Source organism: Thermobifida alba (assembly GCF_023208015.1).
In the GTDB taxonomy this organism is placed as follows: Bacteria; Actinomycetota; Actinomycetes; order Streptosporangiales; family Streptosporangiaceae; genus Thermobifida; species Thermobifida alba.
On sequence record NZ_CP051627.1, the window covers coordinates 336,374 to 362,085 of the forward strand.

General features: G+C 74.0%; 27 protein-coding genes. 11 read left to right on the forward strand and 16 right to left on the reverse strand.

Annotation, left to right across the window (positions count from 1 at the left end; genetic code table 11):
* Positions 1 to 50 precede the first annotated feature (50 nt).
* Positions 51 to 485, forward strand: a complete 435-nt coding sequence (locus tag FOF52_RS01505) for a CBS domain-containing protein (RefSeq protein ID WP_248592035.1) — start codon at positions 51 to 53, stop codon at positions 483 to 485.
* 667 nt (positions 486 to 1,152) lie between these two features.
* Here FOF52_RS01505 and FOF52_RS01510 read toward each other — a convergent pair.
* Genes FOF52_RS01510 through FOF52_RS01520 form a run of 3 tightly spaced genes read right to left on the reverse strand, consistent with a single transcriptional unit; the run spans position 1,153 to position 6,038 of the window.
* Positions 1,153 to 2,310 (reverse strand): acyl-CoA dehydrogenase family protein, encoded by a 1,158-nt coding sequence (locus tag FOF52_RS01510; protein WP_282573792.1) that lies wholly within the window; start codon positions 2,308 to 2,310, stop codon positions 1,153 to 1,155.
* A complete protein-coding gene (locus FOF52_RS01515) occupies positions 2,307 to 4,403 on the reverse strand; it encodes an acetyl/propionyl/methylcrotonyl-CoA carboxylase subunit alpha (protein ID WP_248592037.1) in 2,097 nt (698 codons plus the stop codon). Before FOF52_RS01515 ends, FOF52_RS01510 begins: the two co-directional genes overlap by 4 nt.
* A gap of 24 nt (positions 4,404 to 4,427) precedes the next feature.
* The gene (locus FOF52_RS01520) at positions 4,428 to 6,038 is read right to left on the reverse strand and encodes a carboxyl transferase domain-containing protein (protein ID WP_282574039.1); all 1,611 of its coding nucleotides are present in this window, start codon (positions 6,036 to 6,038) and stop codon (positions 4,428 to 4,430) included.
* A 108-nt stretch (positions 6,039 to 6,146) separates the two neighbouring features.
* Between FOF52_RS01520 and FOF52_RS01525 the strand changes: the two genes are divergently transcribed.
* Together FOF52_RS01525 and FOF52_RS01530 are read left to right on the forward strand one after the other, a co-directional pair.
* Complete coding sequence (locus tag FOF52_RS01525) at positions 6,147 to 6,785, forward strand: SACE_7040 family transcriptional regulator (RefSeq protein ID WP_248592039.1); 639 nt, start codon at positions 6,147 to 6,149, stop codon at positions 6,783 to 6,785.
* Between the two features lie 17 nt (positions 6,786 to 6,802).
* The gene (locus FOF52_RS01530) at positions 6,803 to 8,158 is read left to right on the forward strand and encodes an NAD(P)/FAD-dependent oxidoreductase (RefSeq protein ID WP_248592040.1); all 1,356 of its coding nucleotides are present in this window, start codon (positions 6,803 to 6,805) and stop codon (positions 8,156 to 8,158) included.
* A gap of 40 nt (positions 8,159 to 8,198) precedes the next feature.
* On the opposite strand, the gene FOF52_RS01535 is transcribed toward FOF52_RS01530, so the two are convergent.
* From FOF52_RS01535 to FOF52_RS01545, 3 genes are all read right to left on the reverse strand, one after another.
* The gene (locus tag FOF52_RS01535) at positions 8,199 to 8,405 is read right to left on the reverse strand and encodes a heavy-metal-associated domain-containing protein (protein ID WP_248592041.1); all 207 of its coding nucleotides are present in this window, start codon (positions 8,403 to 8,405) and stop codon (positions 8,199 to 8,201) included.
* 35 nt (positions 8,406 to 8,440) lie between these two features.
* Positions 8,441 to 8,728: a metal-sensitive transcriptional regulator gene (locus FOF52_RS01540; RefSeq protein ID WP_248593715.1), complete on the reverse strand. Its 288-nt coding sequence runs from the start codon at positions 8,726 to 8,728 to the stop codon at positions 8,441 to 8,443.
* A gap of 151 nt (positions 8,729 to 8,879) precedes the next feature.
* Entirely contained in the window at positions 8,880 to 9,485 is a 606-nt protein-coding gene (locus FOF52_RS01545) for a hypothetical protein (RefSeq protein WP_248592042.1), read from the reverse strand.
* 200 nt (positions 9,486 to 9,685) lie between these two features.
* Here FOF52_RS01545 and FOF52_RS01550 point away from each other — a divergent pair, with 200 nt between their 5' ends.
* The 3 genes from FOF52_RS01550 (at position 9,686) to FOF52_RS01560 (ending at position 11,378) form a co-directional block, all read left to right on the forward strand.
* On the forward strand, positions 9,686 to 9,940 hold the full coding sequence (locus FOF52_RS01550) for a DUF2630 family protein (RefSeq protein WP_248592043.1): 255 nt from the start codon (positions 9,686 to 9,688) through the stop codon (positions 9,938 to 9,940).
* A gap of 111 nt (positions 9,941 to 10,051) precedes the next feature.
* Positions 10,052 to 10,693: a DUF4126 domain-containing protein gene (locus FOF52_RS01555; RefSeq protein ID WP_248592044.1), complete on the forward strand. Its 642-nt coding sequence runs from the start codon at positions 10,052 to 10,054 to the stop codon at positions 10,691 to 10,693.
* 10 nt (positions 10,694 to 10,703) lie between these two features.
* Positions 10,704 to 11,378, forward strand: a complete 675-nt coding sequence (locus FOF52_RS01560) for an HAD family hydrolase (RefSeq protein ID WP_248592045.1) — start codon at positions 10,704 to 10,706, stop codon at positions 11,376 to 11,378.
* A 78-nt stretch (positions 11,379 to 11,456) separates the two neighbouring features.
* Here FOF52_RS01560 and FOF52_RS01565 read toward each other — a convergent pair whose 3' ends face one another.
* From FOF52_RS01565 to FOF52_RS01590, 6 genes are all read right to left on the reverse strand, one after another.
* Positions 11,457 to 12,071, reverse strand: coding sequence for a superoxide dismutase (locus FOF52_RS01565; RefSeq protein WP_248592046.1), 615 nt, complete (start codon positions 12,069 to 12,071; stop codon positions 11,457 to 11,459).
* A gap of 215 nt (positions 12,072 to 12,286) precedes the next feature.
* On the reverse strand, positions 12,287 to 12,742 hold the full coding sequence (locus FOF52_RS01570; protein WP_248592047.1) for a MaoC family dehydratase: 456 nt from the start codon (positions 12,740 to 12,742) through the stop codon (positions 12,287 to 12,289).
* A gap of 219 nt (positions 12,743 to 12,961) precedes the next feature.
* Positions 12,962 to 13,333, reverse strand: coding sequence for a hypothetical protein (locus tag FOF52_RS01575; RefSeq protein WP_248592048.1), 372 nt, complete (start codon positions 13,331 to 13,333; stop codon positions 12,962 to 12,964).
* 133 nt (positions 13,334 to 13,466) lie between these two features.
* Positions 13,467 to 14,597, reverse strand: a complete 1,131-nt coding sequence (locus tag FOF52_RS01580) for an enolase C-terminal domain-like protein (RefSeq protein ID WP_425265514.1) — start codon at positions 14,595 to 14,597, stop codon at positions 13,467 to 13,469.
* 127 nt (positions 14,598 to 14,724) lie between these two features.
* A complete protein-coding gene (ald, locus tag FOF52_RS01585) occupies positions 14,725 to 15,846 on the reverse strand; it encodes an alanine dehydrogenase (RefSeq protein WP_248592049.1) in 1,122 nt (373 codons plus the stop codon).
* 119 nt (positions 15,847 to 15,965) lie between these two features.
* Positions 15,966 to 17,264 carry an amidohydrolase family protein gene (locus FOF52_RS01590; protein ID WP_248592050.1) on the reverse strand — a complete coding sequence of 433 codons (1,299 nt, stop codon included), beginning with the start codon at positions 17,262 to 17,264 and terminating at the stop codon, positions 15,966 to 15,968.
* A 321-nt stretch (positions 17,265 to 17,585) separates the two neighbouring features.
* On the opposite strand from FOF52_RS01590, the gene FOF52_RS01595 reads away from it, so the two are divergent.
* From FOF52_RS01595 to FOF52_RS01605, 3 genes are all read left to right on the forward strand, one after another.
* Positions 17,586 to 17,726 (forward strand): hypothetical protein, encoded by a 141-nt coding sequence (locus FOF52_RS01595; RefSeq protein WP_248592051.1) that lies wholly within the window; start codon positions 17,586 to 17,588, stop codon positions 17,724 to 17,726.
* 28 nt (positions 17,727 to 17,754) lie between these two features.
* Positions 17,755 to 19,806, forward strand: coding sequence for a bifunctional copper resistance protein CopD/cytochrome c oxidase assembly protein (locus tag FOF52_RS01600; protein ID WP_248592052.1), 2,052 nt, complete (start codon positions 17,755 to 17,757; stop codon positions 19,804 to 19,806).
* Between the two features lie 64 nt (positions 19,807 to 19,870).
* Positions 19,871 to 20,761 (forward strand): TIGR03621 family F420-dependent LLM class oxidoreductase, encoded by an 891-nt coding sequence (locus FOF52_RS01605; RefSeq protein WP_248592053.1) that lies wholly within the window; start codon positions 19,871 to 19,873, stop codon positions 20,759 to 20,761.
* Between the two features lie 5 nt (positions 20,762 to 20,766).
* On the opposite strand, the gene FOF52_RS01610 is transcribed toward FOF52_RS01605, so the two are convergent.
* From FOF52_RS01610 to FOF52_RS01625, 4 genes are all read right to left on the reverse strand, one after another.
* A complete protein-coding gene (locus FOF52_RS01610) occupies positions 20,767 to 21,174 on the reverse strand; it encodes a hypothetical protein (protein ID WP_248592054.1) in 408 nt (135 codons plus the stop codon).
* Between the two features lie 55 nt (positions 21,175 to 21,229).
* Positions 21,230 to 21,910: an AAA family ATPase gene (locus FOF52_RS01615; RefSeq protein WP_248592055.1), complete on the reverse strand. Its 681-nt coding sequence runs from the start codon at positions 21,908 to 21,910 to the stop codon at positions 21,230 to 21,232.
* Between the two features lie 68 nt (positions 21,911 to 21,978).
* Complete coding sequence (locus FOF52_RS01620) at positions 21,979 to 22,638, reverse strand: O-methyltransferase (protein WP_248592056.1); 660 nt, start codon at positions 22,636 to 22,638, stop codon at positions 21,979 to 21,981.
* Positions 22,639 to 22,688: 50 nt separating this feature from the next.
* Positions 22,689 to 23,402, reverse strand: a complete 714-nt coding sequence (locus tag FOF52_RS01625; RefSeq protein ID WP_248592057.1) for a metal-dependent hydrolase — start codon at positions 23,400 to 23,402, stop codon at positions 22,689 to 22,691.
* Between the two features lie 536 nt (positions 23,403 to 23,938).
* Here FOF52_RS01625 and FOF52_RS01630 point away from each other — a divergent pair.
* Both FOF52_RS01630 and FOF52_RS01635 read left to right on the forward strand, forming a co-directional pair.
* Positions 23,939 to 24,544, forward strand: a complete 606-nt coding sequence (locus FOF52_RS01630; RefSeq protein WP_248592058.1) for a TetR/AcrR family transcriptional regulator — start codon at positions 23,939 to 23,941, stop codon at positions 24,542 to 24,544.
* On the forward strand, positions 24,532 to 25,710 hold the full coding sequence (locus tag FOF52_RS01635) for an FAD-dependent oxidoreductase (RefSeq protein ID WP_248592059.1): 1,179 nt from the start codon (positions 24,532 to 24,534) through the stop codon (positions 25,708 to 25,710). Before FOF52_RS01630 ends, FOF52_RS01635 begins: the two co-directional genes overlap by 13 nt.
* The last annotated feature ends 2 nt before the right edge of the window (positions 25,711 to 25,712 follow it).

Sequence of the window (25,712 nt, forward strand, 5' to 3'; positions counted from 1 at the left end):
CGTTCCGCCCGAGCCGGCTCGGGCCCGCGGAACGAGAGAAGGGGGATCTCATGACCACAGCCAAGGACATCATGCACCGGGGCGTCGAGTGCGTCGAGGCGAACACCAACCTGACCAGCGCGGCCCGCATGATGCGCGACCTGGGGGTGGGTGCCCTGCCCATCTGCGGTGAGGACGGCAAGCTGAAAGGCATCATCACCGACCGCGACATCGTGGTGAAGTGCCTGGCGGAGGGCAAGGACCCCGACACCTGCAACGCGATCGAACTCGCCCAGGGCAAGCCGTTCTACGTGGACGCCTCGGCCGACATCGAGACCGTGCTGCAGGAGATGACCCAGCACAAGATCAAACGGCTCCCGGTGATCGAGAACCGGGAGCTGGTCGGCATCGTCAGCGAGGCCGACCTCGCCCAGCACCTGCCCGAGGACCAGATCGGCCGCCTGGTCGAGGCGATCAAGTCCGGTCCCGCCGACCACGTCTCCTGACCGGTCCACCGGCCGCCCGCACCCGTGGGCGCGGCCCCTCCCGGAAACGGGGAGAGGGGCCGACGGGAGGCCGGGAGCGCGCCGACGCCCGGGAGCGTGCGCGAACGGAGCCGCCCCGGCCGCGCGCAGCGCGGCCGGGGCGGTCGTGGTCCGGCGGGGAAGAGGGGAGAGGGGATGCACGCCCACTCCTCCCGGCCCCCGCGCCCGCCGGAACCGGCCGTGATCGTGACACCGTGGGGCACCGAACCGCAGGACACGGGCCGTTTCCGTCAAGATCATCGAGCGGACCGTCCCCGCGTGTGGGGGGAGCATCTCACCGCCATCGCCGACAGCCACCCCGACCAGGGACCATCCCCGCGTGCGCGGGGAGCATGGGCGCGTGGTGTGACGCGCATCAGTTAGTCAGGGACCATCCCCGCGTGCGCGGGGAGCATACTGAACGACCTGCGACTTTACCAGCGTTCCAGGCTGTTTTCCTTCATTTCTCGAAAAACCGGCACGTCGACCACCGGGTGGGAAACCGCGCTGCGGGCAACACTTCCGTCCTTTTCGTCTCCTGCTGTTCCTGCCCGGCGGTGGCGAGATGCGTGCCGGGTGGCGTGCCGGTGGGAGGGGCCGGTCGGTCTGCCTCGTCAGGCCTTCTCCCCGGGCCGGACGCCGCCCCGGCTCAGGCGGGCAGGCCCAACTCCCGGGCGATGAGCATCCGCTGGATCTCCGAGGTGCCCTCGCCGATCTCCAGGATCTTGGCGTCCCGGTAGAACCGCCCCACGGGGACGTCGTTCATGAACCCGTACCCGCCGAAGATCTGGGTGGCGTCGCGGGCGTTGTCCATGGCCGCGTTGGACGCCACCAGTTTGGCGATGGCCGCCTCCTTCTTGAACGGCTGCCCGGCCAGCATGCGCGCGGCCGCGTCGTAGTAGGCCAGGCGGGCGGTGTGCACGCGGGCCGCCATGTCCGCGATCTTGAACTGGATCGCCTGGTAGCGGCCGATCGCGTGGCCGAACGCCTGCCGCTCGCCCGCGTACCGCAGGCTCTCGTCCACGCAGCCCTGCGCCAGGCCCACGGCCAGCGCGGCGATGGCGATGCGCCCCTCGTCCAGGATGCGCAGGAACTGGGCGTAGCCGCGGCCCCGCTCGCCCAGCAGGTTGTCCTCGGGGACCCGGCAGTCGGCGAAGACCAGTTCGTTGGTGTCGGACGCGGTCCAGCCCACCTTGGAGTACTTCTGCCCCACCGACAGGCCCGGGGTGCCGGAGGGGACGATGATCGCGGAGATCTCCGGCCGCCCGTCGGGCCGCCTCCCGGTCACCGCGGTCACCGTGACCAGCGCGGTGATGGCGGTGCCGGAGTTGGTGATGAAGCACTTGGTGCCGTTGACCACCCACTGGCCGCCGTCGAGCCGGGCCGTGGTGCGGGTGGCTCCGGCGTCGGAGCCGCCGCCCGGTTCGGTCAGGCCGAACGCGCCCAGCGCCGCGCCCGAGCAGAGCCGGGGCAGCCAGGTCGCCTTCTGCTCGGGGGTGCCGAAGCGGTGGATCGGCATCGCCCCCAGCGACACCCCCGCCTCCAGGGTGATCGCCACCGAGGAGTCCACCCGGGCCAGTTCCTCCAGGGCCAGGCAGAGCGCGAAGTAGTCGCCGCCCATGCCGCCCACCTCCTCGGGGAAGGGCAGCCCGAACAGGCCCATCCGGCCCATCTTGGCGACGATCTCGTAGGGGAAGGCGGAGCGTTCGTAGTAGTCGCCGATGACGGGAGCCACCTCGGTGCGGGCGAACTCCTCGACGGTGCGGCGCAGTTCCTCGTGTTCCGGGCTGAGACGGTGCGGCATCAACTCTGCTCCTCGGTGGCGGTGGGTGCGGAGCGCTCCGGGCCGGACGCCGGCGTGACGACGGCCAGGAGGGCGTCCAGGACCACGGACTGCCCCGGGCGGGCCCGCAGTTCGGCGACGGTTCCGTCGCACGGGGCGGTGACGGGGTGCTCCATCTTCATGGCCTCGACCACGGCGACGGTCTGGCCCGCCCGCACGGTGTCGCCCGGGGCGACCGGCACGGCCAGCACCGTGCCGGGCATGGGGCTGCGCACCGCGCCGTCGGCGGGCGCGGCGGTGCGCCGCAGCGGGGCGGTGCGGGTCTCCTCCCGGATGTGCCAGGCCGCGCCGTCGCGGCCCAGCCACAGGTCGCGGCCTGCCGCGGCGCGGGCGTAGCGGTGGGCGCGCCCGCCGAGGACGACGTGCAGGCCGCGCCCGTCGGCGGAGCGCGCCGCGGTGGCGGGCACGGGCTCGCCGTCGCCCAGACGCACCTGGAAGCGGTCGGGGGCGCCCGGTTCGGCGCGGACCCGCACCGTGACGGCGTCGCCCCCGGCGGGGCGCAGCCGCCAGACGGTCCAGGCGGGGGCGCCGAGGCGCCAGCCGTCGGGCACGGCGAAGCGGTTCGCGGTGCCGGCGGCCGGGCGCAGGCCGAGCTGGCGGTCCAGGGCGGCGGCGGCCAGGACCTCCTCGCCCGCCTGCCCGCCCGCGGCCAGTTCCGGCCGCAGCCGCTCGGTCAGCTCGGTGCTCAGGTCCCCGGCGGCCACCTCGGGACGGGCCAGCAGGGCGCGCAGGAACGCCGTGTTCACCCCGCAGCCCAGCAGCGTGTACCGGGCCAGTGCGGCGTCGGCCCGCCGCAGCGCGCCCGCCCGGTCGCGGTCCCAGGCGACGACCTTGGCCAGCATCGGGTCGTAGGCGGAGGTGACCTCGGTCCCCTCGGCGATCCCGGAGTCCACCCGGACCCCCGGTCCGGCGGGCTCGTCCAGCAGCAGCACCCGGCCCCCGGTGGGCAGGAAGCCCCGGGCCGGGTCCTCGGCGTAGATCCGGCACTCGACCGCGTGCCCGCTCCAGGAGACGTCGTCCTGGGTGAACGGCAGCGCCTCGCCCAGCGCGAGGCGCAGCTGCGCCTCCACCAGGTCGATGCCGCGCTCACCGCGGATCGTGGCCACGGCCTCGGTGACCGGGTGCTCCACCTGGAGCCGGGTGTTCATCTCCAGGAAGAAGTGGTCGGCCGCGGTGCCGGGGACGGCCGACCCGGCGGCCGGCACGACGAACTCCACGGTGCCGGCGCCCACGTAGCCGCAGGCCCGGGCGGCGGCCACCGCGGCCTTCCCCATCGCGGCGCGGCGGTCGGGGGTGAGCAGGGGCGAGGGGGCCTCCTCCACGATCTTCTGGTGGCGGCGCTGCAGACTGCACTCGCGCTCCCCCAGGTGCACGACGTTGCCGTGGGCGTCGGCGAGGATCTGCACCTCGATGTGGCGGGGGCGTTCCACGAACCGCTCCGCCAGCAGGGTGGCGTCGCCGAAGGCGGAGCGGGCCTCCCGGCGCGCGGCGGCCGCTGCCTCCGCCAGGTCGGCGGGGCGGCGCACCAGGCGCATGCCCTTGCCGCCGCCGCCCGCCGACGGTTTGAGCAGCAGCGGGTAGCCGACCCGGGCGGCGGCCTCCGCCAGTTCCGCGTCGGACATGGGGCGGCCGGGGGTCTCGGCGAAACCGGGCAGCAGCGGCACCCCCGCGGCGGCCGCGGTCCGCTTGGCACGGATCTTGTCGCCCATCGTCTCGACGGCCTCCGGCGGCGGGCCGACGAAGACCAGTCCCGCCGCGGCGCAGGCCCGCGCGAAGGAGGCGTTCTCCGCCAGGAAGCCGTAGCCGGGGTGGACCATGCTCGCCCCGGCGGCCAGGGCGGCCTCGATGATCGCGGCGGCGTCCAGGTAGTCGGGGACGCGCAGCGCGGCGTCGGCGGCGCGCACGTGGGGCGCGTCGGCGTCGGCGTCGCTGTGCACGGCCACCGCGCGCAGCGCGAGCCGCCGCAGGGTGCGGATGATCCGCACCGCGATCTCGCCCCGGTTGGCCACCAGGACGGTGTGCGCCCCGGACAGGGCGGTCGGAAAGGGGGTCGTCATCACGGGCTCCGTTCCTCGGCCGGCCTACATGCGGAAGACGCCGTAGCCCACCGGCTCCAGCGGGGCGTGCCGGGCCGCGGACAGGGCCAGTCCCAGCACGGTGCGGGTGTCGGCGGGGTCGATGACGCCGTCGTCCCACAGGCGCGCGGTGGAGTAGTAGGGGTTGCCCTGCTCCTCGTAGCGGGCCCGGATTGGGGCCTTGAACTCCTCCTCGGCCTCGGCGGGCCACTCCTCGCCGCGCGCGGCCAGCTGGTCGCGGCGCACCGTGGCCAGGACGGACGCGGCCTGTTCGCCGCCCATCACCGAGATGCGGGCGTTGGGCCACATCCACAGGAACCGCGGCGAGTAGGCGCGGCCGCACATGCTGTAGTTGCCCGCGCCGAAGGAGCCGCCGATGACGACGGTGAACTTGGGGACCCGGGCGCAGGCCACGGCGGTGACCATCTTCGCGCCGTGCTTGGCGATGCCGCCGGCCTCGTAGTCGCGGCCCACCATGAAGCCGGAGATGTTCTGCAGGAACAGCAGCGGGACGGAGCGCCGGTCGCACAGTTCCACGAAGTGCGCGCCCTTCAGCGCGGACTCGGAGAACAGGATGCCGTTGTTGGCGACGACGCCGACGGGGTGGCCGTGGACGTGGGCGAACCCGGTGACCAGGGTGGGGCCGTACTCGGCCTTGAACTCGGTGAACTCACCGGCGTCGACGATCCGCGCGATCACCTCGCGCACGTCGTAGGGGGTGCGGGTGTCGGTGGGGACGACGCCGTAGAGCTCCTCGGGGTCGGCCGCGGGGGGACGGGGCGGGCGCACCTCCCAGGCGGGTGCGGGCCGCGGGCCGAGGGTGGCGACGATCCGGCGGACGATGTCCAGGGCGTGCGCGTCGTCGTCGGCGATGTGGTCGACCACCCCGGAGACGCGGGCGTGCACGTCGCCGCCGCCCAGCTCCTCGGCGGTGACGACCTCTCCGGTGGCGGCCTTCACCAGCGGGGGGCCGCCCAGGAAGATGGTGCCCTGGTCGCGGACGATCACCGCCTCGTCGCTCATGGCGGGCACGTAGGCGCCGCCCGCGGTGCACGACCCCAGCACCGCGGCGATCTGCGCGATGCCCAGCCGCGACATCGTGGCCTGGTTGTAGAAGATGCGGCCGAAGTGCTCGCGGTCGGGGAAGACCTCGTCCTGCAGGGGCAGGAAGGCGCCGCCGGAGTCGACGAGGTAGACGCACGGCAGGCGGTTGTGCAGGGCCACCTCCTGGGCGCGCAGGTGCTTCTTGACGGTCATCGGGTAGTAGCTGCCGCCCTTGACGGTGGCGTCGTTGGCCACCACCACGACCTCGCGGCCCGCCACCCGCCCCACCCCGGTGATGATCCCGGCGGCGGGCGCGTCGCGGCCGTCGGGCCCGTACATCCCGTCGGCGGCCAGCGGCGACAGCTCCAGGAACGGCGATCCCGGGTCGAGGAGGGCGTCCACGCGCTCCCGGGGCAGCAGCTTGCCGCGCGCCACGTGGCGTCTGCGGGCCTGCTCGGGGCCGCCGGCCGCCGCGGCGGCCAGGCGGCGCCGCAGGTCGGCGACGAGCGCGCGGTTGGCCTCGGCGTTGGCCCGGAAGGCCGGACTCGACGGGTCCACGGCGGAGGTGAGCACGGACGGCCCGCTCATCCTTCCCCTCCCCACGTTGTTAATGACCATTAACAACTGCGATGTTAATGATCGCTAACATTGGTGTCCAGGACTGCGGTGCCCGGAGGTGCGATGGAGCGGAACAGCGGCGGGGGAGACCGCCGGTCGGCCATTCTGCGCGCCGCCGCCGAACTCTTCGCGGCACGCGGCTTCCGCGGCGTGTCCATCGAGGACCTGGGACGGGCGGTCGGGACCACCGGACCCGCCCTGTACCGGCACTTCCGCGGCAAGGAGGCGCTGCTCGCCGAGGTCCTCCTCGACGTCAGCGAGCGGCTGCTGCACGGGGGCGCGGCGCGGGTCGCCGGGAGTCCCGGCCCCGAGGCCGCCCTGGACGCCCTGCTGCGCGGCCACATCGCCTTCGCCCTGGACGAACCGGCGCTCATCACGGTGCACGACCGCGAACTGCGCAACGTCCCGCCCGAGCCGCGGCACCGGATCCGCCGACTGCAGCGGGCCTACGTGGAGCAGTGGGTGGCCGTGCTGGCCGAACTGCGGCCCGGGGTGGCCGAACCGGTGCTGCGCACCGCCGTGCACGCCATGTTCGGCCTGCTCAACTCTACCCCGCACAGCGCGGGCGAACTCGACCGGGACCGGATGGCCGAGCTGCTGTTCACGATGGCCCGCACGGCGGTGCTCGCCGTCGGCGGCCGTCCCGACGGCGCGTTTGCCCCTCCGGTCCACGGGCAGCGGGGAGCGCGAACGGCCGACTGACAGGGGGTGGTCCGACGATGGCACGGCCACGCATCGTCGTGGTCGGCGCGGGGTTCGCGGGACTGAACGCGCTGCGCCGACTGGAACAGAGAATTCCGGAGGGCAGAGCCGAGCTGGTGCTCGTCGCCCCCAACGACTACATGCTCTACCAGCCGCTGCTGCCCCAGGTGGCCTCGGGGCTGCTGACCCCGCAGTCGATCGCGGTCTCCCTGCACCGCAAACTCCGCCGCACCCGCATCGTCCCCGGTGCGGCCATCGGGGTGGACACCGGCCGGCGCACGGTCGTGGTCCTCAAGATCTCGGGGGAGTACGCCTACGAACGCTACGACCGCCTCATCCTGGCCCCGGGCAGCGTCACCCGCACCTTCGACATCCCCGGCCTGATCGAGCACGGCCGCGGCAACAAGAACCTCGCCGAGGCGGTCTACCTGCGCGACCACGTGCTGGCCCAACTGGAGCTGGCCAACGCCAGCGAGGACCCCGCCGAACGCGACGAGCGCTGCACCTTCGTCGTCGTGGGCGGCGGCTACACCGGGGTGGAGACGGCGGCCTCGCTGGAGCTGCTGTGCGAGGAGGCGTGCGCGCTCTACCCGGACCTGCGCCGGCACATCCAGTGGCACCTGGTGGACATCGCGCCCCGGCTGATGCCGGAACTGGGCGAGCACCTGGGCCGCAGGGCCCTGGACCTGCTGCGCAGGCGCGGTGTCCAGGTCGCGTTGGAGGTCAGCGTCCGCGAGGTCACCCAGGACAAGGTGACCCTGACCGACGACCGGCTGCTGCCCTGCCGGACGCTGATCTGGACTGCCGGGACCGCGCCGAGCCCGCTCATCGCCGCCACCGGCCTGCCCACCGAGCGGGGCAAGCTCCTGGTGGGGGCGGACCTGGCGGTCCCGGGGCACCCGGAGATCTTCGGCGTCGGCGACTCCGCCGCCGTGCCCGACCTGAGCAAGGGCGAGGAGGGCGCGTTCTGCCCGCCCACGGCGCAGAACGCCTCCCGGCAGGGTCCGGTGGCCGCGGACAACGTCATCGCGTCGCTGCTGGGACGCCCCGGCCGGCCCTACCGCCACCGCGACCTCGGGCTGCTGGTGGACCTCAGCGGCCGCGACGCGGTGGCCCGTCCGCTCGGCGTGGAGCTCACCGGGTCCTCCGCGCTGGCGTTGACCAGGGCCTACCACCTGTACTCGCTGCCCTCGGGGCCCGCCCGGATGCGGGTGGCCGCCAACTGGGGGATCCGGGCGCTGCTCGGGGGCGAGGTCTCCCGCCTGGGCTTCCTCAACCGCAGTATCGAGGCGCTGGTGGACCTGGAGGCGTACTCCCGGTACCTCGCCCCCGAGCAGGCCCGGGAGAAGGCGGCGCTGGCCGTGGGGGAGTGAGCGCCCGGAGGCGCCGTCCCCCGCGCACCGGCGGGACCGGTCAGGCCACGATCTCGTAGCCGGCCTCGGCCACGGCGGAGCGGAGCTGGTCGTCGCTGAGCGGGGCCGCGCTGTCCACCTCGACCCGCCCGCTGGCCAGGTCCACGCGCACGTCGGTCACGCCGGGCAGCTCGCCGATCTCCTCCCGCACCGAACTCACGCAGTGGCCGCAGGTCATTCCGCTGACGGTGATGGTGGTGGTGGCCATGGCGTTCCTCGTCTCTGGGTCTGGGGCGACATCGGTCAGGAGCGGACCAGCCGGGCGATCGCCTCGGAGGCCTCGCGCACCTTCGCGTCGGCCTCGTCCCCGCCGTGGGCGAGGGCGTGGGCCACGCAGTGCTTGAGGTGCTCGTCCAGCAGCGACAGGGCGAAGGAGCGCAGCGCCTTGTTCACCGCGGAGGTCTGGGTGAGCACGTCGATGCAGTAGGCGTCGTCCTCGACCATCCGCTGCAGGCCGCGTACCTGCCCCTCGATCCGGCGCAGCCGGTTCAGGTGCTGCCGCTTGTTGTCGTGGTAGCCGTAGACGGCCATCGCGGGGTTCTCCTGTCGACTGGTCGCTTCCTCGGCCAATTATACCCCCCACGGGTATATCCGGAGCAGGTCCGGAGACGGTCACTTCCCGACCGCGGCGACGCGCGGTCGCTCCATATTCGCTGATCTGTCTGGTTTGTGCCCTGCGGCGTCAGTGCCGCAGGCCGAGCCGCCGCAGTTCCAGCGCGGCCAGCTTTGCCACGACCCGCTCGTCCCCGCGGCGCCACGCCTCCACCGGATCGGCGTGCACCCGGCCCAGGGCGTCGACCGGCGCCGCGGCCAGCGCGCGCAGCGCCAGCAGCCCGCTGCCGGCCGCGGTGGCCGCCTCCCGGAGTCGGCGGGCCTCGCGGGCCCGCCGGACCCAGCGGATCCGCGGCGGCAGCCACACCCCCAGCGCGACCACGGCGGGCAGGACCGCGACGGCCAGCGACAGGGTCAGGGCGAAATCGGCCACGGTCTGCTGGAACCCCGCCCCGGCCGCGCTCAGGTCCTCGCCGGTCGCGCCCATGCTCGCGAACGGCTCGGACAGCTGCTCGCCGACGAACGGCACCTCCCGGGCCGTCTCGGCCGCGGCCGCCATGTGACTGGTCAGCCCCTCGCCCGCGTCCTCCAGGAGGACGCCCGGCCGCGCCAGGGCGCTGAGGGTCGCGTGCAGGGCCGTCGCGGCCCACACCCACAGCGCGATCCAGGCGAGCGCGAGGGCGTCGCACAGCAGTTGCGCGCAGCGGCGGAGCGGACGGTCGGCGTAGATCTTCACGGCGGGGGACTCCCAACTGGAACGCTTCGGAAGGGGGACCGCCGGACGGGGGCCGGCGGCCGAGATGGGTCTTCCCCCGCCCGCCGCGGCCAATCCGACCTGTCGGGACTGTCCCGCACAACAGTCAGCGAACGGCAAAAACACCGCGTTTCGGGCCTGCTTTCTTGCTTTGCCCGAGGCGGCGGACCGAGCATGGGGACATGAGCGAACGCAGCGGCCGCGAGACGGAGATCATCCAGCGCATCGGGGAGCTCGTCACCGAGGAGCGCGACCTCCGGGAGCGGCGCGCGCACCGGCTCAGCCCGGCCGAACGCGACCGCATCGAGCAGCTGGAGCGCGCCCTGGACCAGTGCTGGGACCTGCTGCGCCAGCGGCGGGCCAAGGAGGAGTTCGGCGGCGACCCCGGGCAGGCGCGGCCCCGCCCGACGAGCCAGGTCGAGGAGTACCGGCAGTAGCCCGCCCCGGTCCGCGCCGGACGGCGGGAACTCCGGCGGGACGGACCGCGTCTCACCACGGTGACCCACCCCTCATCGCCCCGCGGGGCGACCGAGCAGAAGGCACCGTGAGTGGAGATACTGACCGGAATCGGCCTGGCCTCCTCGGCCGGTCTGAACGCCTACATCCCCCTGCTGGCGGCGGGACTGCTCTCCCGGTTCACCGACGTGCTGTCGCTGGGCCCGGGCTGGCAGTGGCTGGAGAACCCCTGGGCGCTGGGCATCCTCGCCGTGCTGCTCGTCGTCGAGTTCTGCGCCGACAAGGTCCCCGCCCTGGACCACGTCAACGACGTGCTCCAGACGCTGGTGCGGCCCGCCTCGGGCGGCATCGTCTTCGGCGCCGGCGCCACCGCGACGACCGGTGAGGCGGCGGCCGCCGCCGAGGCCGGGGGAGGCGTCGACGTGTGGCTGGCGGTCGCCGGAGCGGCCATCGCCCTGTTCTTCCACCTGCTCAAGGCGCTGGTCCGCTTGATGGTCAACGCCGTCAGCGGGGGAGTGGGCGCGCCCGTGGTCAGCACCGCCGAGGACGCCACGAGCGCCGTGCTGTCCGTGCTGGCCGTCCTGCTGCCGGTGCTGGTCGTGCTGTTCGTCTCGGCCGTGGCCGTGGTCGGGGTCTGGCTCGTGGTGCGCCTGCGCCGCAGACGGCGGCGCGGGGAGGCCGCGGCGGACGGGGGTGGGGGACCGCACTCCCGGCGCGTCGCCGGCGGCGCCTAGAGTACGGGATGTGGCAGAGCAACCCCCGATCCTGCGAGAGGGCGTCCGACACATCGTGTGGGACTGGAACGGCACCCTCCTCGACGACAACCACGCCAATCTCGCCGCGGCCAACCACGTGTGCGAGATGTTCGGCGCGCCCCCCAGGGAACTGGAGGAGTGGCGGCGGATCTTCCGCCGTCCGCTGCTCCCGTTCTACGAGGAGCTGCTGGGCAGGTCCTTCGCCGACGGCGAGTGGGAGCGCCTCGACACCGCCTACAACAGCTACTACCGGCGGCTGCTGCCCTCGTGCCGGCTCGCCGACGGCGCGCTGGAGACCCTGGGCGCCTGGCGCGCGGCGGGAGGCACGCAGTCGCTGCTGTCGATGGCCGCGCACGACCACCTGGTCCCCGTGATCACCGAGCACGGCCTGGTGCCGCACTTCACCAGGGTGGACGGGCGGCGCCACGACACCGGCGCCGACTCCAAGGCCGAACACCTGGTCAACCACCTGGCGGCGCAGGACATCGACCCCGCCACGGTCGTGCTCATCGGCGACATCGACGACGACGCGCACGCCGCCCGCGCGGCGGGGGCCCGGGCGATCCTGGTCGCCACCGGGCTGATGAGCCGGGAGCGGCTGGAGGCCACCGGCCACCCGGTCGCCGACTCGCTGACCGAGGCGGTGCGGATGCTGCACGGCTGAGCCGCGCCGCGGACGACAGCGGGGCGGCGCCCGGCGAGGGCGCCGCCCCGTGCGTCCGACCGTCGGAGCCGCTTCGGCCTAGCCGAGGGCGACCTTGCGGGCGTCCTCGAACCGCTTGGCGACGTCGGCCCAGTTCACGACGTTCCAGAACGCCTTGACGTAGTCGGCCTTGACGTTCTTGTACTGCAGGTAGAAGGCGTGCTCCCACATGTCCAGCATCAGCAGCGGGTAGGAGCCGGCGGCCAGGTTGCCCTGGTGGTCGTAGAGCTGCTCGATGATGAGGCGCTGGCCGAGGATGTCCCAGGCGAGGATCGCCCAGCCCGAGCCCTGGATGCCGGTGGCCGCGGCGTTGAAGTGCGCGCGGAAGGCGTCGAAGGAGCCGAAGGCGTCGTCGATGGCGGCGCCCAGCTCACCCTCGGGCTTGTCGCCGCCGTCCGGCGACAGGTTCGGCCAGAAGACCGTGTGGTTCACGTGGCCCGCCAGGTTGAAGGCGAGGTTCTTCTGCAGCAGGTTGACCTTGCCCAGGTCGTTCTTCTCCCGAGCCTCCGCCAGCTGCTCCAGGGCGTCGTTGGCGCCCTTGACGTAGGCGGCGTGGTGCTTGTCGTGGTGCAGCTCCATGATCTGGCCCGAGATCCACGGCTCCAGCGCCGCGTAGTCGTAGGGCAGTTCAGGAAGCGAGTACGGCGCGGACATCTACGCACCTTTCAGTCTCTAGAGATCTGACAGTTGACCCCTGCGAAAGATCGCTGAACAGAAAACTATCAGCCGGAGGGGATACCGTCCGGTACCGCCTCCGGGGCAGGGGTCCCGGCGGCCGTGGCCCACCGCCGCCGTCCGCTACCCGCCGCAGCGTGCCTCATGCGTCCGCTTCCGCGCCGCCCGTCCGGGGCGGCGCGGCCGCCCGGGGGTCAGGGGACGACCAGGCTCAGCGCCTCGGCGACGAGCGCGGGGCGCTCCTCCCCGTCGATCTCGACCTCGTGCCGCATGGTCAGCAGCAGGCCCTTGGGGGTCTCCTTGACCTCGGCCAGTTCGAGGCTGTCGCGGACCCGGGAGCCCACCCGCACCGGCTGGAGGAAGCGGACCTTGTTCAGGCCGTAGTTGATCGACATGGCGGGGGCCTTCCGCAGCCGGTAGGTCTGCCAGGAGAACATCGGCAGCAGGGAGAGGGAGAGGAACCCGTGGGCGATGGTGCCGCCGAACGGTCCCGCGGCGGCGCGTTCGGCGTCCACGTGGATCCACTGGTGGTCGCCGGTGGCGTCGGCGAACTGGTTGACCTGCTCCTGGGTGACGGTGTGCCAGGGGCTGTGCCCCAGGTGGCTGCCCTGCACGGCGGCCAGCGCGTGGATGTCGGCGAACTCCTGCATGCTGCGCGACTCTTTCTCGTCCTGTCCGTGGTGCGCGGGACACCACCAGACCAACTGGTTGGTATGCGTCGTGGCCTACAGTACCGCGTCCGGCACCGCGGCGGCAGGGCGCACCCCGGCAGCGGCGCGGCCCGCCCGGCCCCGCAACGCACGGCGGCGCCGGAGGATCCGGACGACCACGCCCGTCCTCCGGCACCGCGCGCCCCGGCCCGGAGCCGGTCAGTCCCCGACCAGCTCCTCCAGGCGGCTGTGGGGCACCCCCAGGTACTGGGCGATGTCGGGCGGGGCCAGGCCCGCCCCGGACAGCCCGTGCACGAGCTCCCTGACCTTGGCCGAGGCGGTGCGCACGGCCTCGTCCGCGATGTGCAGGGCACGCCGGGCCTCGACCGCCAGCTGGTCGAGCTCCTCGTTCACGTGCGGCTGCAGGTCGACGTGGACGGTGCGCTCCTCCCGGGCGAGCTGGGCACAGATGAACTCCCTGGCCCGCGAGGAGGCCTCACCCAGGGTCGGCGACCAGGTGACCCCCACGTCGGGGATGCGGAGTTCCCAGCCGTTCTCCCACTTGCGGGCGTGCACCTCGTACAGCGCCACCGGTTTTTCCTTTCTGCGGAGGAGGGGACTCGATCATCCCGGAGCGGGAGGGCGCGCGGCAACACGGCGCAGCCGGACCGCGGCGGAACGGACCCGGGCACGAAGGAGCGCACGGGACCGCGCCGGGGCCCGGTCAGTCCAGGACCCCCAGCGAGGCCGACCGCACCGTCAGCGCCTCGACGGTGCGCTCGTCCACCTCGTGCCCCAGCCCGGGCTGGGTGAGCGGAACCGCCGCGACACCGTCGTGCGACCGCACCGTCGGAGCCACCAGGTCGTGGGCGAAGCGTTCGCCCGCCCGCGGCATCTCGCACGGCAGCGTCGCGCCGGGCAGCGAGGCCAGCGCCACGACCGCGGCCCGGCCCACCCCCGACTCCCGGTCGGAACCGCACCACACCTGCCAGCCGGCGTCCACCGCCCGGTCGTGGGCGCGCCGGGCCGGGGTGAGGCCGCCCATCCGGACGATCCGCAGGTTCAGCGCCGACGCCGCCTCCAGGCGGATCGCCTCGTCCAGCCGCTCCAGGGAGTCGACCGAGTCGTCCAACGCCACCGGGGTGCGCAGGTCACGGCTGAGCCGGGCGTGCGCGGCGAGGTCGGCGGCGGCGAAGGGCTGCTCGATGGCGAGCAGGCCGTAGTCGTCCAGGGCGCGCAGCGCCGCCAGGTCCGAGGGGCTCTCCGTGTAGCGGCCGCCCCCGTCCGCCTGGAGGACGAGGAACGGGTAGGTCTCCTGGACGGCGCGGACCGCCTCCACGTCCCACCCGGGCCCGATCTGCAGCCGGATGCGCTTGCACCCCGCGCCGACCTGCCGGTTCACCTCGTGGACCAGGGACTCCACGGACGGCTGCGGCCCCAGGGTGACCCCGGTGGTGACGGCGGTGCGGACCCCGCCCAGCGCGTGCGCCAGCGGCATGCCGCGCTGCCGGCTCCACAGGTCCCAGCAGGCGGTGTCCAGCGCGGCGGCCACGGCGGGCCGGGGAGCGAGGGACCGCCAGGCCGCCGCGGCCTCGGTGGGCCGCTGCCAGCGGTACCCCACCAGGGCCGGGGCGTAGTCGGCCACCAGGGAGTCCCACAGCGCGTCGTCGGCGTCGGGGATCTCCCCCCAGCCGCTGGTCCCCGCGTCGTCGCGGACCCGGACCAGGATGTGCCGCACGAAGCGGTCGGGCCCTCCGGAGCGCTGCCGCGCCCGGGGCCGCGTCACCGTCAGCCGTACCAGACGCATCTCCACGGCCGCCACACGGGTGAGGGTCGTCGGCTCCGTGCGTGCCACTGACCTGTCGCCTCCCAAGACCGGGGTCGCGGCCGCGGAACGGCCGCCTTCCTGCACTCTCGACGGTAGCGGCTCCGGCAGACCCGGCACCACCGAGCGGCGGGAGCGGGCCCGCGACCGGAGGGGGCTACCCCTGCGCCAGGACCTCGGCCACGGGGCGGGCCGACAGCCCGTGCGCGCGGGCCACCGCCTCGTTGGTGAGCTCCCCGCCGAAGGTGTTGAGCCCCGCCGCCAGCGCCGGGTCCGCCGCCAGCGCGGCACGCCACCCCCGGTCGGCCAGGGCCACCGCGTAGCGCAGCGTGTCCTTGGTCAGGGCGTGCGTGGCGGTGGTGGGCACCGCGCCCGGCATGTTGGACACGCAGTAGAACACCGTGTCGTGCACGGTGAACGTGGGGTCGGAGTGCGTGGTGGGCCGGGTGTCGGCGAAGCAGCCGCCCTGGTCCACGGCGATGTCCACCAGGACCGACCCCGGCCGCATCCGCGCGACCAGGTCGCTGTCGACCAGGACGGGGGCCTTGGCCCCGGGGATCAGCACCGCGCCGATGACGAGGTCGGACTCCAGCGCGGTCCGCTCGATCTCGTAGGCGGTGGAGGCCAGGGTCCGCACCCGCCCCTGGAACACCGTGTCGGCGCGCCGCAGCTTGGCCATGTCCACGTCCAGCAGGGTCACCTCGGCGCCCATGCCCACCGCGACCTGGGCGGCGTTCATGCCGGACACGCCCGCGCCGAGCACCATGACCCGGGCCGGGCGCACCCCCGGGACGCCGCCCAGCAGCACGCCCCGGCCGCCGTTGGAACGCTGCAGGGCGGTCGCCCCCACCTGCGGGGCGAGCCGTCCGGCGATCTCCGACATGGGGGCCAGCAGCGGCAGGGAGCCGTCCGCGAGCTGCACGGTCTCGTAGGCGATGGCGGTGACCCCGTGCTTCAGCAGGATGTCGGTGCACTCGCGGGAGGCGGCCAGGTGCAGGTAGGTGAAGAGGACCTGGCCCTCGCGCAGGCGGTGGTACTCCTCGGGGACCGGCTCCTTGACCTTGAGCACCAGGTCGGCGGCGCCCCACACCTCGTCCGCGCTGTCCAGGACCCGCGCCCCCGCGGCGGTGTACTCCGCGTCGCTTATGGCCGAGCCCGCGCCGGCGTCGCGCTCGACGAGGACCTCATGGCCGTGCCGGACCAGTTCGTGGACGCCTGCCGGGGTGATCGCCACCCGGTACTCGTGGTTCTTGATCTCACGGGGCACGCCGACGCGCACGGTTCCTCCTCGGTGTCGAAGATGCTGCCCCCACTCCGATCCCGGTCCCCGTCCGGCCCACGGCGGAACGGACGGGCAACGGGGTCCGACCGCCGCGCCGTGAGACTTCCGCGGTGCCCCTAGTTGTAGGCGGACAGCAGGGGACCACCACGCGGCGAGGGGTCCTTGTCAGGGTCCGAAGGTACCGGTATCCCGCACACCCACGTGCCGGTCACCCTCCCCTGCAGACGACGCCCCCGGTAGGGGCTGTCGTCGGCCGCGGGGACCGTCTGGTGGGCGTCGGGGTCGAAGGCGACCAGGTCCGCGTCGCACCCCACCGCGATGCGCCCCTTGGCGGACAGCCCCATCAGCTCGGCGGGCCGCTGCGCGGTCCAGCGGCTCAGCTCGGCCAGGCCGCGGCCGCGCCGCCGGGCCGCGGTCCACAGCGCGGGCAGCGTCCACCGGATCGCCGCGATGCCGGTGCCCGGGCGGTGCCCCGAGGCCACCGAGCCGACGATGGCGTTGCCGGAGGAGTCCGCGCCGTGCAGCAGGGCGTTCCACAGCGCGCCGCGGTTGGCGTCGGAGCGCAGCGGCGGACGGCAGCGGTAGGCGGGGTCGGCGTCGGGCACGTGCTCGGCGGGCAGGCACAGGTAGTGCGGGCAGGTCTGCGCGCTGACCGGGATGCCGACGGCCTGCGCCGCGGCCAGGATCGCCGCGCACTCGGCCGCCACGAACGGGGCGATGTGCACCCGGGCGCCGTTGCTCCGCGCGGCGGCGAGCACCCGTTCCAGCCCCCGCCGCTCCGCCCGGGGCGGCCGCGCGGCCAGCAGCGCGCTGTTGCTCGGGCCCACCGGGGAGCCCAGTTCGCGGGCGTCCTCGGCGTGCACCACCAGCGGCACGTCCATCGTCGCCACCTCGGCCATGCTCTTGCCCAGGTGGACGTCGTCGAGGGCCGCCAGGCCCCCGCCTCCCCCGTCCGACAGCGAGCAGGCGAACCCCACCACCCCGTTGGCGCGCAGGTCCGCCAGTTCGGCGGGGCCGCTGCGCGGGGTGATGCCGCCGAGGAAGGCGACGTGGACGGCGCAGCTGCTCGCCGAGGCGTGCAGGTGGGCGCGGAGCGTGTCGGTGGAGGTGATCGCGGGCTGGGCGGGGGCCGGGGCCACGACGAGGGTGGTGATCCCGCCGGCGGCGGCCGCCCGGGTGGTGCGCGCGTACCCCTGGGACAGCAGCTGGCCGGGGGCCTGCACCGCCGCGTCGACGTCCACCATCCCGGGCAGCAGCGCGACCTCGCCCAGATCGGTCTGGCCCCGGCAGGGCAGCTCGGCGCGGTAGTCGGCGACAGCGGCGACCCGCCCGTCGGCGACGGCCACCGCGGCCGGTCCGACACCGGTGGGAGTGACCGCGCGTCGGGATCGGATGACGAGATCGAATTGGCGCACCTGGCCCCCTCGTGTGGTTGTCGCCGACAGTCGTGCCCGTCCCGGCGCCGGAGCCTCGCGGCCGCGCGGCACAGGGGTGGACGTCGGTTCTCGGCGGGTTGACCGGCCGCGGCCCCGCCGCCCGCTCGGGACGCCGGCGCCGGCCCGTCGCGCCGCTGACCGCCATTGTCCCCGCGAACCGGGGACAGCGTGGGCTTTTCGACACACCGGAACGGAGTTTCTGCTCGGCGGGGGGATTTCGGAACGCGTTCGCGCCGGCACGGGTAGTGTCGGAGAAGGTGGGTACGACGATTTGTAGTACTTCGCTTAGGCTTGTCCAAGGTGGTGTCCGCACTGAACGTCATGGCCTGGCTCCTCGGCGACGCGGCCGAGGTGGTCGCTCCGTGGTTGTGGGGAGCGCTCGGGATACTGGTGGGTGCGGGGATCGCCGCTGCGGTGATCGGTGGTCGCCGCAGCACGTGAGGACGTTCGACGACGACGGAGCGTGGGCGTGGCTTCCCCCGGTAACCAACGACTCAGGACCGACGGCTCCGGCGCGGGCGAGGCCGTCGTACTGGCCGCCGCCGCGGCCGCCGCGGCCTGTCTGGTCGCGCTGATCCTCGCCATGCTGCTGGGCGGCGCCGGATACCCCCAGATCAGCCCCGGCCTGCCCGACCCCGGCCCGCTCACCCGCTGGGGACTGCCGGTCGCCAGGACGGCGGTGGACGTCTCCGCCGCGCTGACCGTCGGGCTGCTCGTGCTCGCGGTGTTCCTGCTGCCGCTGCAGCGGGGCGGGCTCGGGGAGCAGGCGCGGTCCTACGTGCGCGCCGCCTCCTGGAGCGCACTGGTGTGGGCGGCGGCGGCCGCCGCCGCCCTCGTCTTCCAGCTCTCCGACATCCTGGGACGGCCCGTCGCGGAGATCCTCGGCAACGAGATCACCAGCTACGCCAGTTCGGTGCCCCAGGGGATCGGGCTGACCCTCACCGTGCTGGCCGCCCTGGGGGTGGCCCTCGTCGGACGCACCGTCACCGGCGCCGCGGGAACGGCCGGACTCGCCGCGCTGGCCCTGGTCGGGATGCTGCCGCCCGCGCTCACCGGGCACGCCTCCTCCGCGGGCAACCACGAGATGGCGATCGTCGGCCTGTCGGCGCACGTGGTGTCCGTCTCGCTGTGGGTGGGCGGCCTGGCCGCACTGCTCTTCCACGCCCTGCGCGGCACCGGCGAGCACGTGCCCACGGCGGTGCGCCGGTTCAGCACGATGGCGCTGTGGGCCTGGATCGGGGTGGCCCTCAGCGGACTGGCGAGCGCCGCGAGCCGCCTGTCCAGCGTCGGGGAGCTGTTCACCAGCGCCTACGGGCAGGTGATGCTCGCCAAGGTCGTGGTCTTCATCGCCCTGGGCGGGCTGGGCTGGGTGCACCGCTCCCGCACCGTCCCCGGCATCGCCGAGGAGCCGGGGCGCCGCCTGTTCCTGCGTTTCGCCGCCGTCGAGGTCGCCCTCATGGCCGCGGCGATGGGGCTGGCCGCCGCGCTCAGCCGCACCGCCCCGCCGCCCGACCTGTCGCAGGCCACGGACGCCTTCCGCAACCTCACCGGCTTCGCCATGCCGCCGCCCATGAGCGCGCAGACCCTGCTCACGCTGTGGCGGCCCGACCTCTTCTTCATCACGGTCATCGCCGTGCTGGGCGGCGGCTACCTGGCGGGCGTGGTCCGCCTGCGGCGCCGCGGCGACGCCTGGCCGTGGGGGCGGACCGCCGCGTGGCTGACGGGCCTGCTGGTGCTCGCCGCGGTCCTGCTCACCGGCGTGGGCACCTACTCCTACGTGCTGTTCAGCGTGCACATGGTGCAGCACATGGTGCTGTCGATGCTGGTGCCGATCCTGCTGGTGCTCGGCGCCCCGACGACGCTGGCGCTGCGCGCCCTGCGCCCCGCCCGCCAGCGCGGCGACCGGGGACCGCGCGAGTGGCTCAACGCCTTCCTCAACAGCGGGTACTCGCGCGTGGTGACGCACCCGGCCTTCGCGACGCCCATGTTCGTGCTCAGCGTCTACGTGCTGTACTTCACCCCGCTGTTCGGCTTCCTCATGCAGGACCACCTCGGGCACATGTTCATGAACGTGCACTTCCTGCTCTCGGGGTTCCTGTTCTACTGGATCATCATCGGCGTGGACCCCGCGCCCCGGAAGGTCCCCTTCATCCTGCGGATCGTGCTGCTGCTGGTGGCGATGGGGTTCCACGCCTTCTTCGGCGTCGCGATCATGATGCAGTCCGCGCCGCTGGCCATGGAGTACTACGGCCAGTTCGAGGTGCCCTGGCTGGACAGCCTCGCCGACGACCAGTACGCGGGCGGCGGGGTGGCCTGGGCGCTCGGGGAGATCCCCACCCTGCTGGTGCTGGTGGCGCTGTCCGTGCAGTGGGCCCGCGACGAGGAGCGCGCGGAGCGCCGCCGCGAGCGCCACAGCCGGCGGGACGGCTCGGAGGACGCCGACCTGGACGCCTACAACGCCTACCTGGCCTCCCTGGAGCGGCGGGCCGCGCGGCAGGCGCAGCGCGAACAGCAGAACTGAGCCGGCCTCCTGCTGTCAGCAGAACGGGCTGTCCCCGGACGGCCGCGTGTGGTTGGTTCGGAGCATGAGCGGACTCCGTTTCGGCGTCAGTTTCCACGGCGCCGACCTCGACCACTGGACCGACTACTGCGTACGGACCGAGGAGCTGGGCTTCGACGTCCTCTACGCCCCCGACCACCTGGGGCAGCCCGACCCCTTCGTGATGCTGGCCGCCGCGGCGGCGGCCACCACGCGGCTGGGGCTGGGCACCTACGTGCTCAACAACGGGTTCCACAACCCCGCGCTGCTGGCCCGCGCGGCCGCCACCGTGGACCGGATCAGCGGCGGCCGACTGGAGCTGGGCCTGGGCGCGGGGCACATGAAGTGGGAGTTCGACGACGCGGGCATCCCGTGGCGGCCCCACGCCGAACGGGTCGAACGCCTGGAACGCGCCGTCGCCGAACTCGACCGCCGGTTCGCCGGGACCGAACCGGCCCCGGCCCGCTCCCCGCGTCCGACGCTGACGATCGGCGGCCACGGCGAGCGCGTCCTCACCCTGGCCGCCGCACACGCCGACGTCGTCGCCTTCAGCGGCCTCCGGCACCGCCCGGGCCGCCCGCCGGGGGAGTTCACCGTCGCCGGGACCGACGAGCTGCTGCGGCGGGTGGAGCTGGTGCGCGGCGTCGCCGCCCGGCACGGCCGGAACCCGGAGTTCAGCGTGCTCGTCCAGGAGGTCCTGGTCACCGACGACGTCGAGCGCGCCTTCGCCGAACGGTCCGAGCGCTTCGCGGCCGCCGGGCTGGGCACCCTGGAGGAGGTGCTGGACAGCCCCTTCGTCCTGCTCGGCAGCGCCGCGGAGATCGCCCGGGAGCTTCTCGCCCACCGCGACCGGTTCGGGTTCACCACGGTGGTCACCCACGGCGTCCACCGCGACGCGCTGGCGGCGGTCGTCCCCGAGGCCGCAGCGCTGTCCTGAGCCGCTCAGAACAGGGTGTCGGCGGTGACCGCGCCGAGGACGCCCACCAGCACGCAGATGCCCAGCGACCCCAGGTAGACGGTCGGTCCCGACAGGCTCGGCAGCGTCTCGGGGAGCGCGCGCCGCGCGGCCAGCGCGGAGAAGGCCAGGGTGGAGCCGAGGACCAGCAGCGCCACGCAGAACGCCACGGTGAAGGCCGAGGCGAAGCCCGCCTGCGGGGTCGTGGCCAGCAGGTTGGCGGCGCCCAGCGTCGGCAGGGCGACGAGGAGCAGGGCGATGGCGACGCCCGAGGCGACACGCGGCCCGGTTCTGGTGGAACGGCCGACGAGGGTGAGCAGGAGACCCTGGAGCGCGACGTTGAGGACGGCTCCGCCGACGCCGAAGATCGCGATGGTGGTGAGCAGCGAGATCACTGAACGATTGTCCCACTGCCGGAGCGGTGCCGTCTCCCGGGGCCGGTGTGGCGGCTCAGGGGACCGCGATCCGCGACGACCCGTGCGGCCGGGGGAAACGCGGCGCGGACCGCCGGGCTCCGAAGTCGATCCGGTGCAGCAGGGCGGCCTCGGGACGGGCCAGCAGCACCAGGGAGCGCGCTTCGGGCACCGCCCGGCGGGGGTCGCGGCTGACGGCGCGGCGCAGGGCCCGCCACCGGCGCAGGTGCCCGCGGAAGCTGTGCCTGCTGACCCGGCGGCCGCGGGTGAACTGTCCGCGCCGGGCCTCGGCGGGGGCGGCGTCGATGAACAGCAGGTGGAGTTCGGCGCCGGTCAGGCGGCAGTACAGCGCGAACAGCAGGCGCACCGGGCGGCGGGTGCCGGTCTCGTGGACGATGACCGGCCCGCCGCCGCGCAGCGCGGTCAGGACGCGCAGGAAGTGGAGCAGGTGGGTGGCCCAGCGCCAGAGCGGGTAGGGAACGGCCCGCAGGCGGGGGGTGAGCCGGTTGCGGGACTGGAGGGAGTCGACGACGTGGACCCCGTCCGCGGAGCGCACCGTGGCGGTCTCGGTCCCCGACAGCCCGTAGAGGCGGCCGAGCAGGGTGCTCTTGCCCGCACCGGGAAGGCCGCCGAGCAGGAGGAGGCAGCGCCGCGGGTAGCGGAGCACGAACTCGTCGCAGACGTCGGCGGCTTCGGGGCGCGAGGGCGAGGCGGTCACGGCAGGGGTATCTCCCACGCGGGTAAAGGAGCGGTAAGGACGGGGCGGTTGCTCCGTTCCGGGGCGGGTCACCTCCGCCGGGCCAGGGTCAGGCCGTCCCCGATGGGCAGCAGGACCAGCTCCACCCGCTCGTCGGCGCGGGCGTGGGCGTTGAAGTCGCGGATGGCCTGCACCCGGGCGGAGGTCTGCGCGGGGTCCAGGACCCGGCCGTGCGAGAACACGTTGTCCACCAGCAGCACCCCGCCCGGACGCACCCGCGGCACGAGCTCCTCCCAGTAGTCGGTGTAGGACTCCTTGTCGGCGTCGATGAAGGCCAGGTCGAAGCGGGGGGTGGCGGGCAGTGCGCGCAGGGTGTCGAGCGCGGGGGCCAGGCGCAGCTCGATGCGGTCGGCGACCCCGGCCCGCTGCCAGTAGCGGCGGGCCACCGCGGTCCACTCCTCGCTGACGTCGCAGGCCAGCAGGGTGCCGTCGGCGGGCAGGCCGCGGGCCAGGCAGATCGAGGAGTAGCCGGTGAAGGTGCCGACCTCCACCACGTCGCGGGCGCCCGTCAGGCGGGCCAGCAGGGTCAGGAACAGGCCCTGCTCGGGGGCGATCTGCATGCGGACGGCCTCGGGGAAGAGGCGTTCGGTCTCGGCGGCGAGGTCGGTCAGCACCTCGTCGACCGGGCTGCTGTGGGCGACGAGGTAGGCGTGCAGTTCGGGGCTGAGGTTCTCGGATACGCGTGTCACGCGTCCAGCCTAGGCGCGGCCGCGCCCCTCCCGGGGGCCGGAGCGCGGTCTCACAGTTCGGGGAGGAGGTCCTTCCACGGGAACAGGTAGACCGACATCAGCACGATCGCGAGCGTGAGCATGGGGGTGATGACCTTGCGCTCCACCGGCCCGTCGGTCTTGAAGCCGACGTTCTGCCCGAACCGGTACTTCCAGAACGGCCACAGCAGGGGCACCCCCATCTGGGTGGCCATGTCGCCGAGGAAGTGCAGCAGGCAGCCGTAGCACACGGCCAGGCCGAGCCAGGCGTAGCTCACCCCCGAGGTGTACAGCGCCAGTGTGATGCCCGCCGTGGCCAGCGCGTTGATGACCTCGGCCGCCACGCGGTTCTTCTCCATGCCGTAGCCCAGGCCGTTCAGCGCGATGCCGATCAGCAGGAACACGAACACCTGGGCGGCCATCTCCGACCACCACACCAGCAGCTGCGCCAGCCCGCCCATCAGCAGCGCGAACAGCAGGGAGTGGGTGCCGTTGCGGTGTCCGCCGAACGCCCAGTTGAAGAACGCTCCGAGGGTCTCGGTGAAGACCCCGTAGGTCTTGGTGATGGTGGCGCTCTTGTGGTCCAGGTCGGGGATCAGCGCGGCGCCCGCGCAGACCAGTCCGCCCGCGATGATCTCGCCCGGGCCCAGGTCGAAGGTGACGCCGAGGACGTCGACCTGGTTGAGCAACGGAACGACAGCCATCCAACCGACCACGCCGCTGAGCGCGTGAGAGTGCCCCATCATGGGCGGAACGGTAGCGGTGACAGAGGGTTTTTGGCGAGTCGCGAAGTCTGCGGGGGAAAGGTGAGGAGGTCAGAGGGGGGTGTGAGATACGGCGCACCGGAGGACGGCCGCGGGGCGCAGCGGTGGCCGGATACGGCCAGCCCGCCGCGAACGGTCCCACCGGAAGTGCTCTGGCCAGCCAGAACGCCGTTTTCGCCCCCTGCTGCCCGCAACCGGGGAGTGAGCGGGGCCACGGAGCCCGTCCCGCCGTTGCGCATATGCTTCTTCCAGCCGCCCGTTCCGGCGTGGCCGTCAGGCGCCGAGTGCTCGGTCGCCAGGGCCGGACCTGGCCGCCGTGGCCGATCCACGGCGTCCTTGGCCTCGGTGCGCCCGGCATGCTCGTGGGGATCATGCCGGGGAGCACCGGGGCACGGGCGGTCTTTTCCGTGCCCGCAGGGGCCGTCGTCCGGGACCACACGGATTCTCCTTGACCCGGGCGCTCCCGTCCCCGATATTGGTCATGTGTCCAAGGCAATTGACCAACGACGGGAGGGGCGGTGTCCGCGGAGAGCGCGGTCGAACGGGGACGGCAGACCCGGCAGCGGCTGCTGGCCGCCGCGACCGAACTGATCCCCGAGGTCGGCTGGGCGGCGGTGACCACCCGGCGCGTCGCCGAACGCGCCGGGGTGCGCCCCGGCCTGGTGCACTACCACTTCGACTCGGTGGCCGACCTCCTCGCCACGGCGACGGTCGAGTTCGCCCGCCGGGCCCTGGAGGAGCCGCTGCGGGAGCTGCGCGCGGCCCCCGACCCCGCCACCGGGCTGGCCCGGCTGCTCGCCGCCCTCGACGTCTACGACGGCCGCGACCCCGGATCGCTGCTGCTGGTCGAGGCGGCCCTGGCGGCCGGCCGGGACGCCGCGCTGCGCACCGCCCTGGCGGGACTGCTGGCGGAGTACCGCGACCGCGTGGCCGAGTGGCTGAGCGGCCACGGAGTCGCCGACGCCGCCGAGAGCGCGGCGCTGCTGTGCGCCCTGCTCGACGGGATCGTCCTGCACCGCGCACTCGGGCAGGTCCCGGACACCGCAGCCCTGGCGGGACCGCTGGCCAGGATCCTGGCCCCCCGCGAGCACACCACCGGAAGGAATCCACAGTGCGGGTCGTGATCTGCGGAGCCGGGATCGCCGGACTGTCGCTGGCCTGGTGGCTGGAGCGCGCCGGGTGGGAGGTGCTCGTCGTGGAGCACGCCCCCGGGCAGCGCGGCGCGGGCTACCTCATCGACTTCTTCGGCCCCGGCTACGACGCGGTCGAACGGATGGGGCTGCTGCCGCGGGTGCGCGAGCGCGCCCGGACCGTGGCCGGGGTGCGCTACCGCGACCGCGCGGGACGCGTCACCTGCGAGCTGCCCTACGACTCCCTGGTCCGGCTGCAACGGGGCAGGGTGGTCACCCTGATGCGCGGAGAACTGGAGGACCTCCTGTTCGAGGCGCTGGGACCGGGCGTGGAGTTCCGCTACTCCACCAGCGTCGACGCGGTGGCCACCGCCGCCGACCACGTGGCCGTCACCCTCACCACCGGCGAGGTGGAACGTGCCGACCTGCTCGTCGGCGCCGACGGCATCCACTCCCGGGTCCGCGAGCTCGCCTTCGGACCCGAGTGGCGCCATCTGCGCTCCCTCGGCTACCACACCGCCGCCTACCTGTTCGCCGACCCGGAGCTGGGCGCCCGCGTCGGCGACCACCTGGAGATGGTGGAGGCGCCCGGACTCCAGGCCGGGGTCTGCCGCCTGGACGGCGAGCGCCTCGCCGCGGTCTTCGCCCACCGCGCCGGGGCGGACCCGCTGCCCGAGGACCCCCGCGAGCGGCTGCGGGAGCGCTACGCCTCCCTGGGCTGGCTGATCCCCGAGGTCCTGGACCGCTGTCCCGAGCCGGGACAGGTGTACTACGACGAGGTCGCCCAGATCGAGGCGGCCTCGTGGGCGCGGCCCCGCGTGGCGCTGCTCGGCGACGCCTGCCAGGCGGTGTCGCTGCTGGCCGGGCAGGGTGCGGCGATGGCCGTGGCGGGCGCCTGCGTGCTCGCCGAGGAACTGCTGCGCGACGGCGACGCGGTGGCTGCGCCGTTCCGCTACGAGGAGCGGGTGCGTCCCGCCGTCGTCCGCAAGCAGCGCGCCGGGCGGCGCATCGCCGACTGGTTCGTGCCCGCCAGCCGGACCCGGCTGCGGTTGCGCACGGCCGCCCTGCGCCTGGCCGCCCGCCCCGGACTCGTGGGCCTGCTCGGCCCGGTGCTGCGGACCCCCGACGACCGGCTCGCCGACCTGGCGGCGCACCGCTGAGC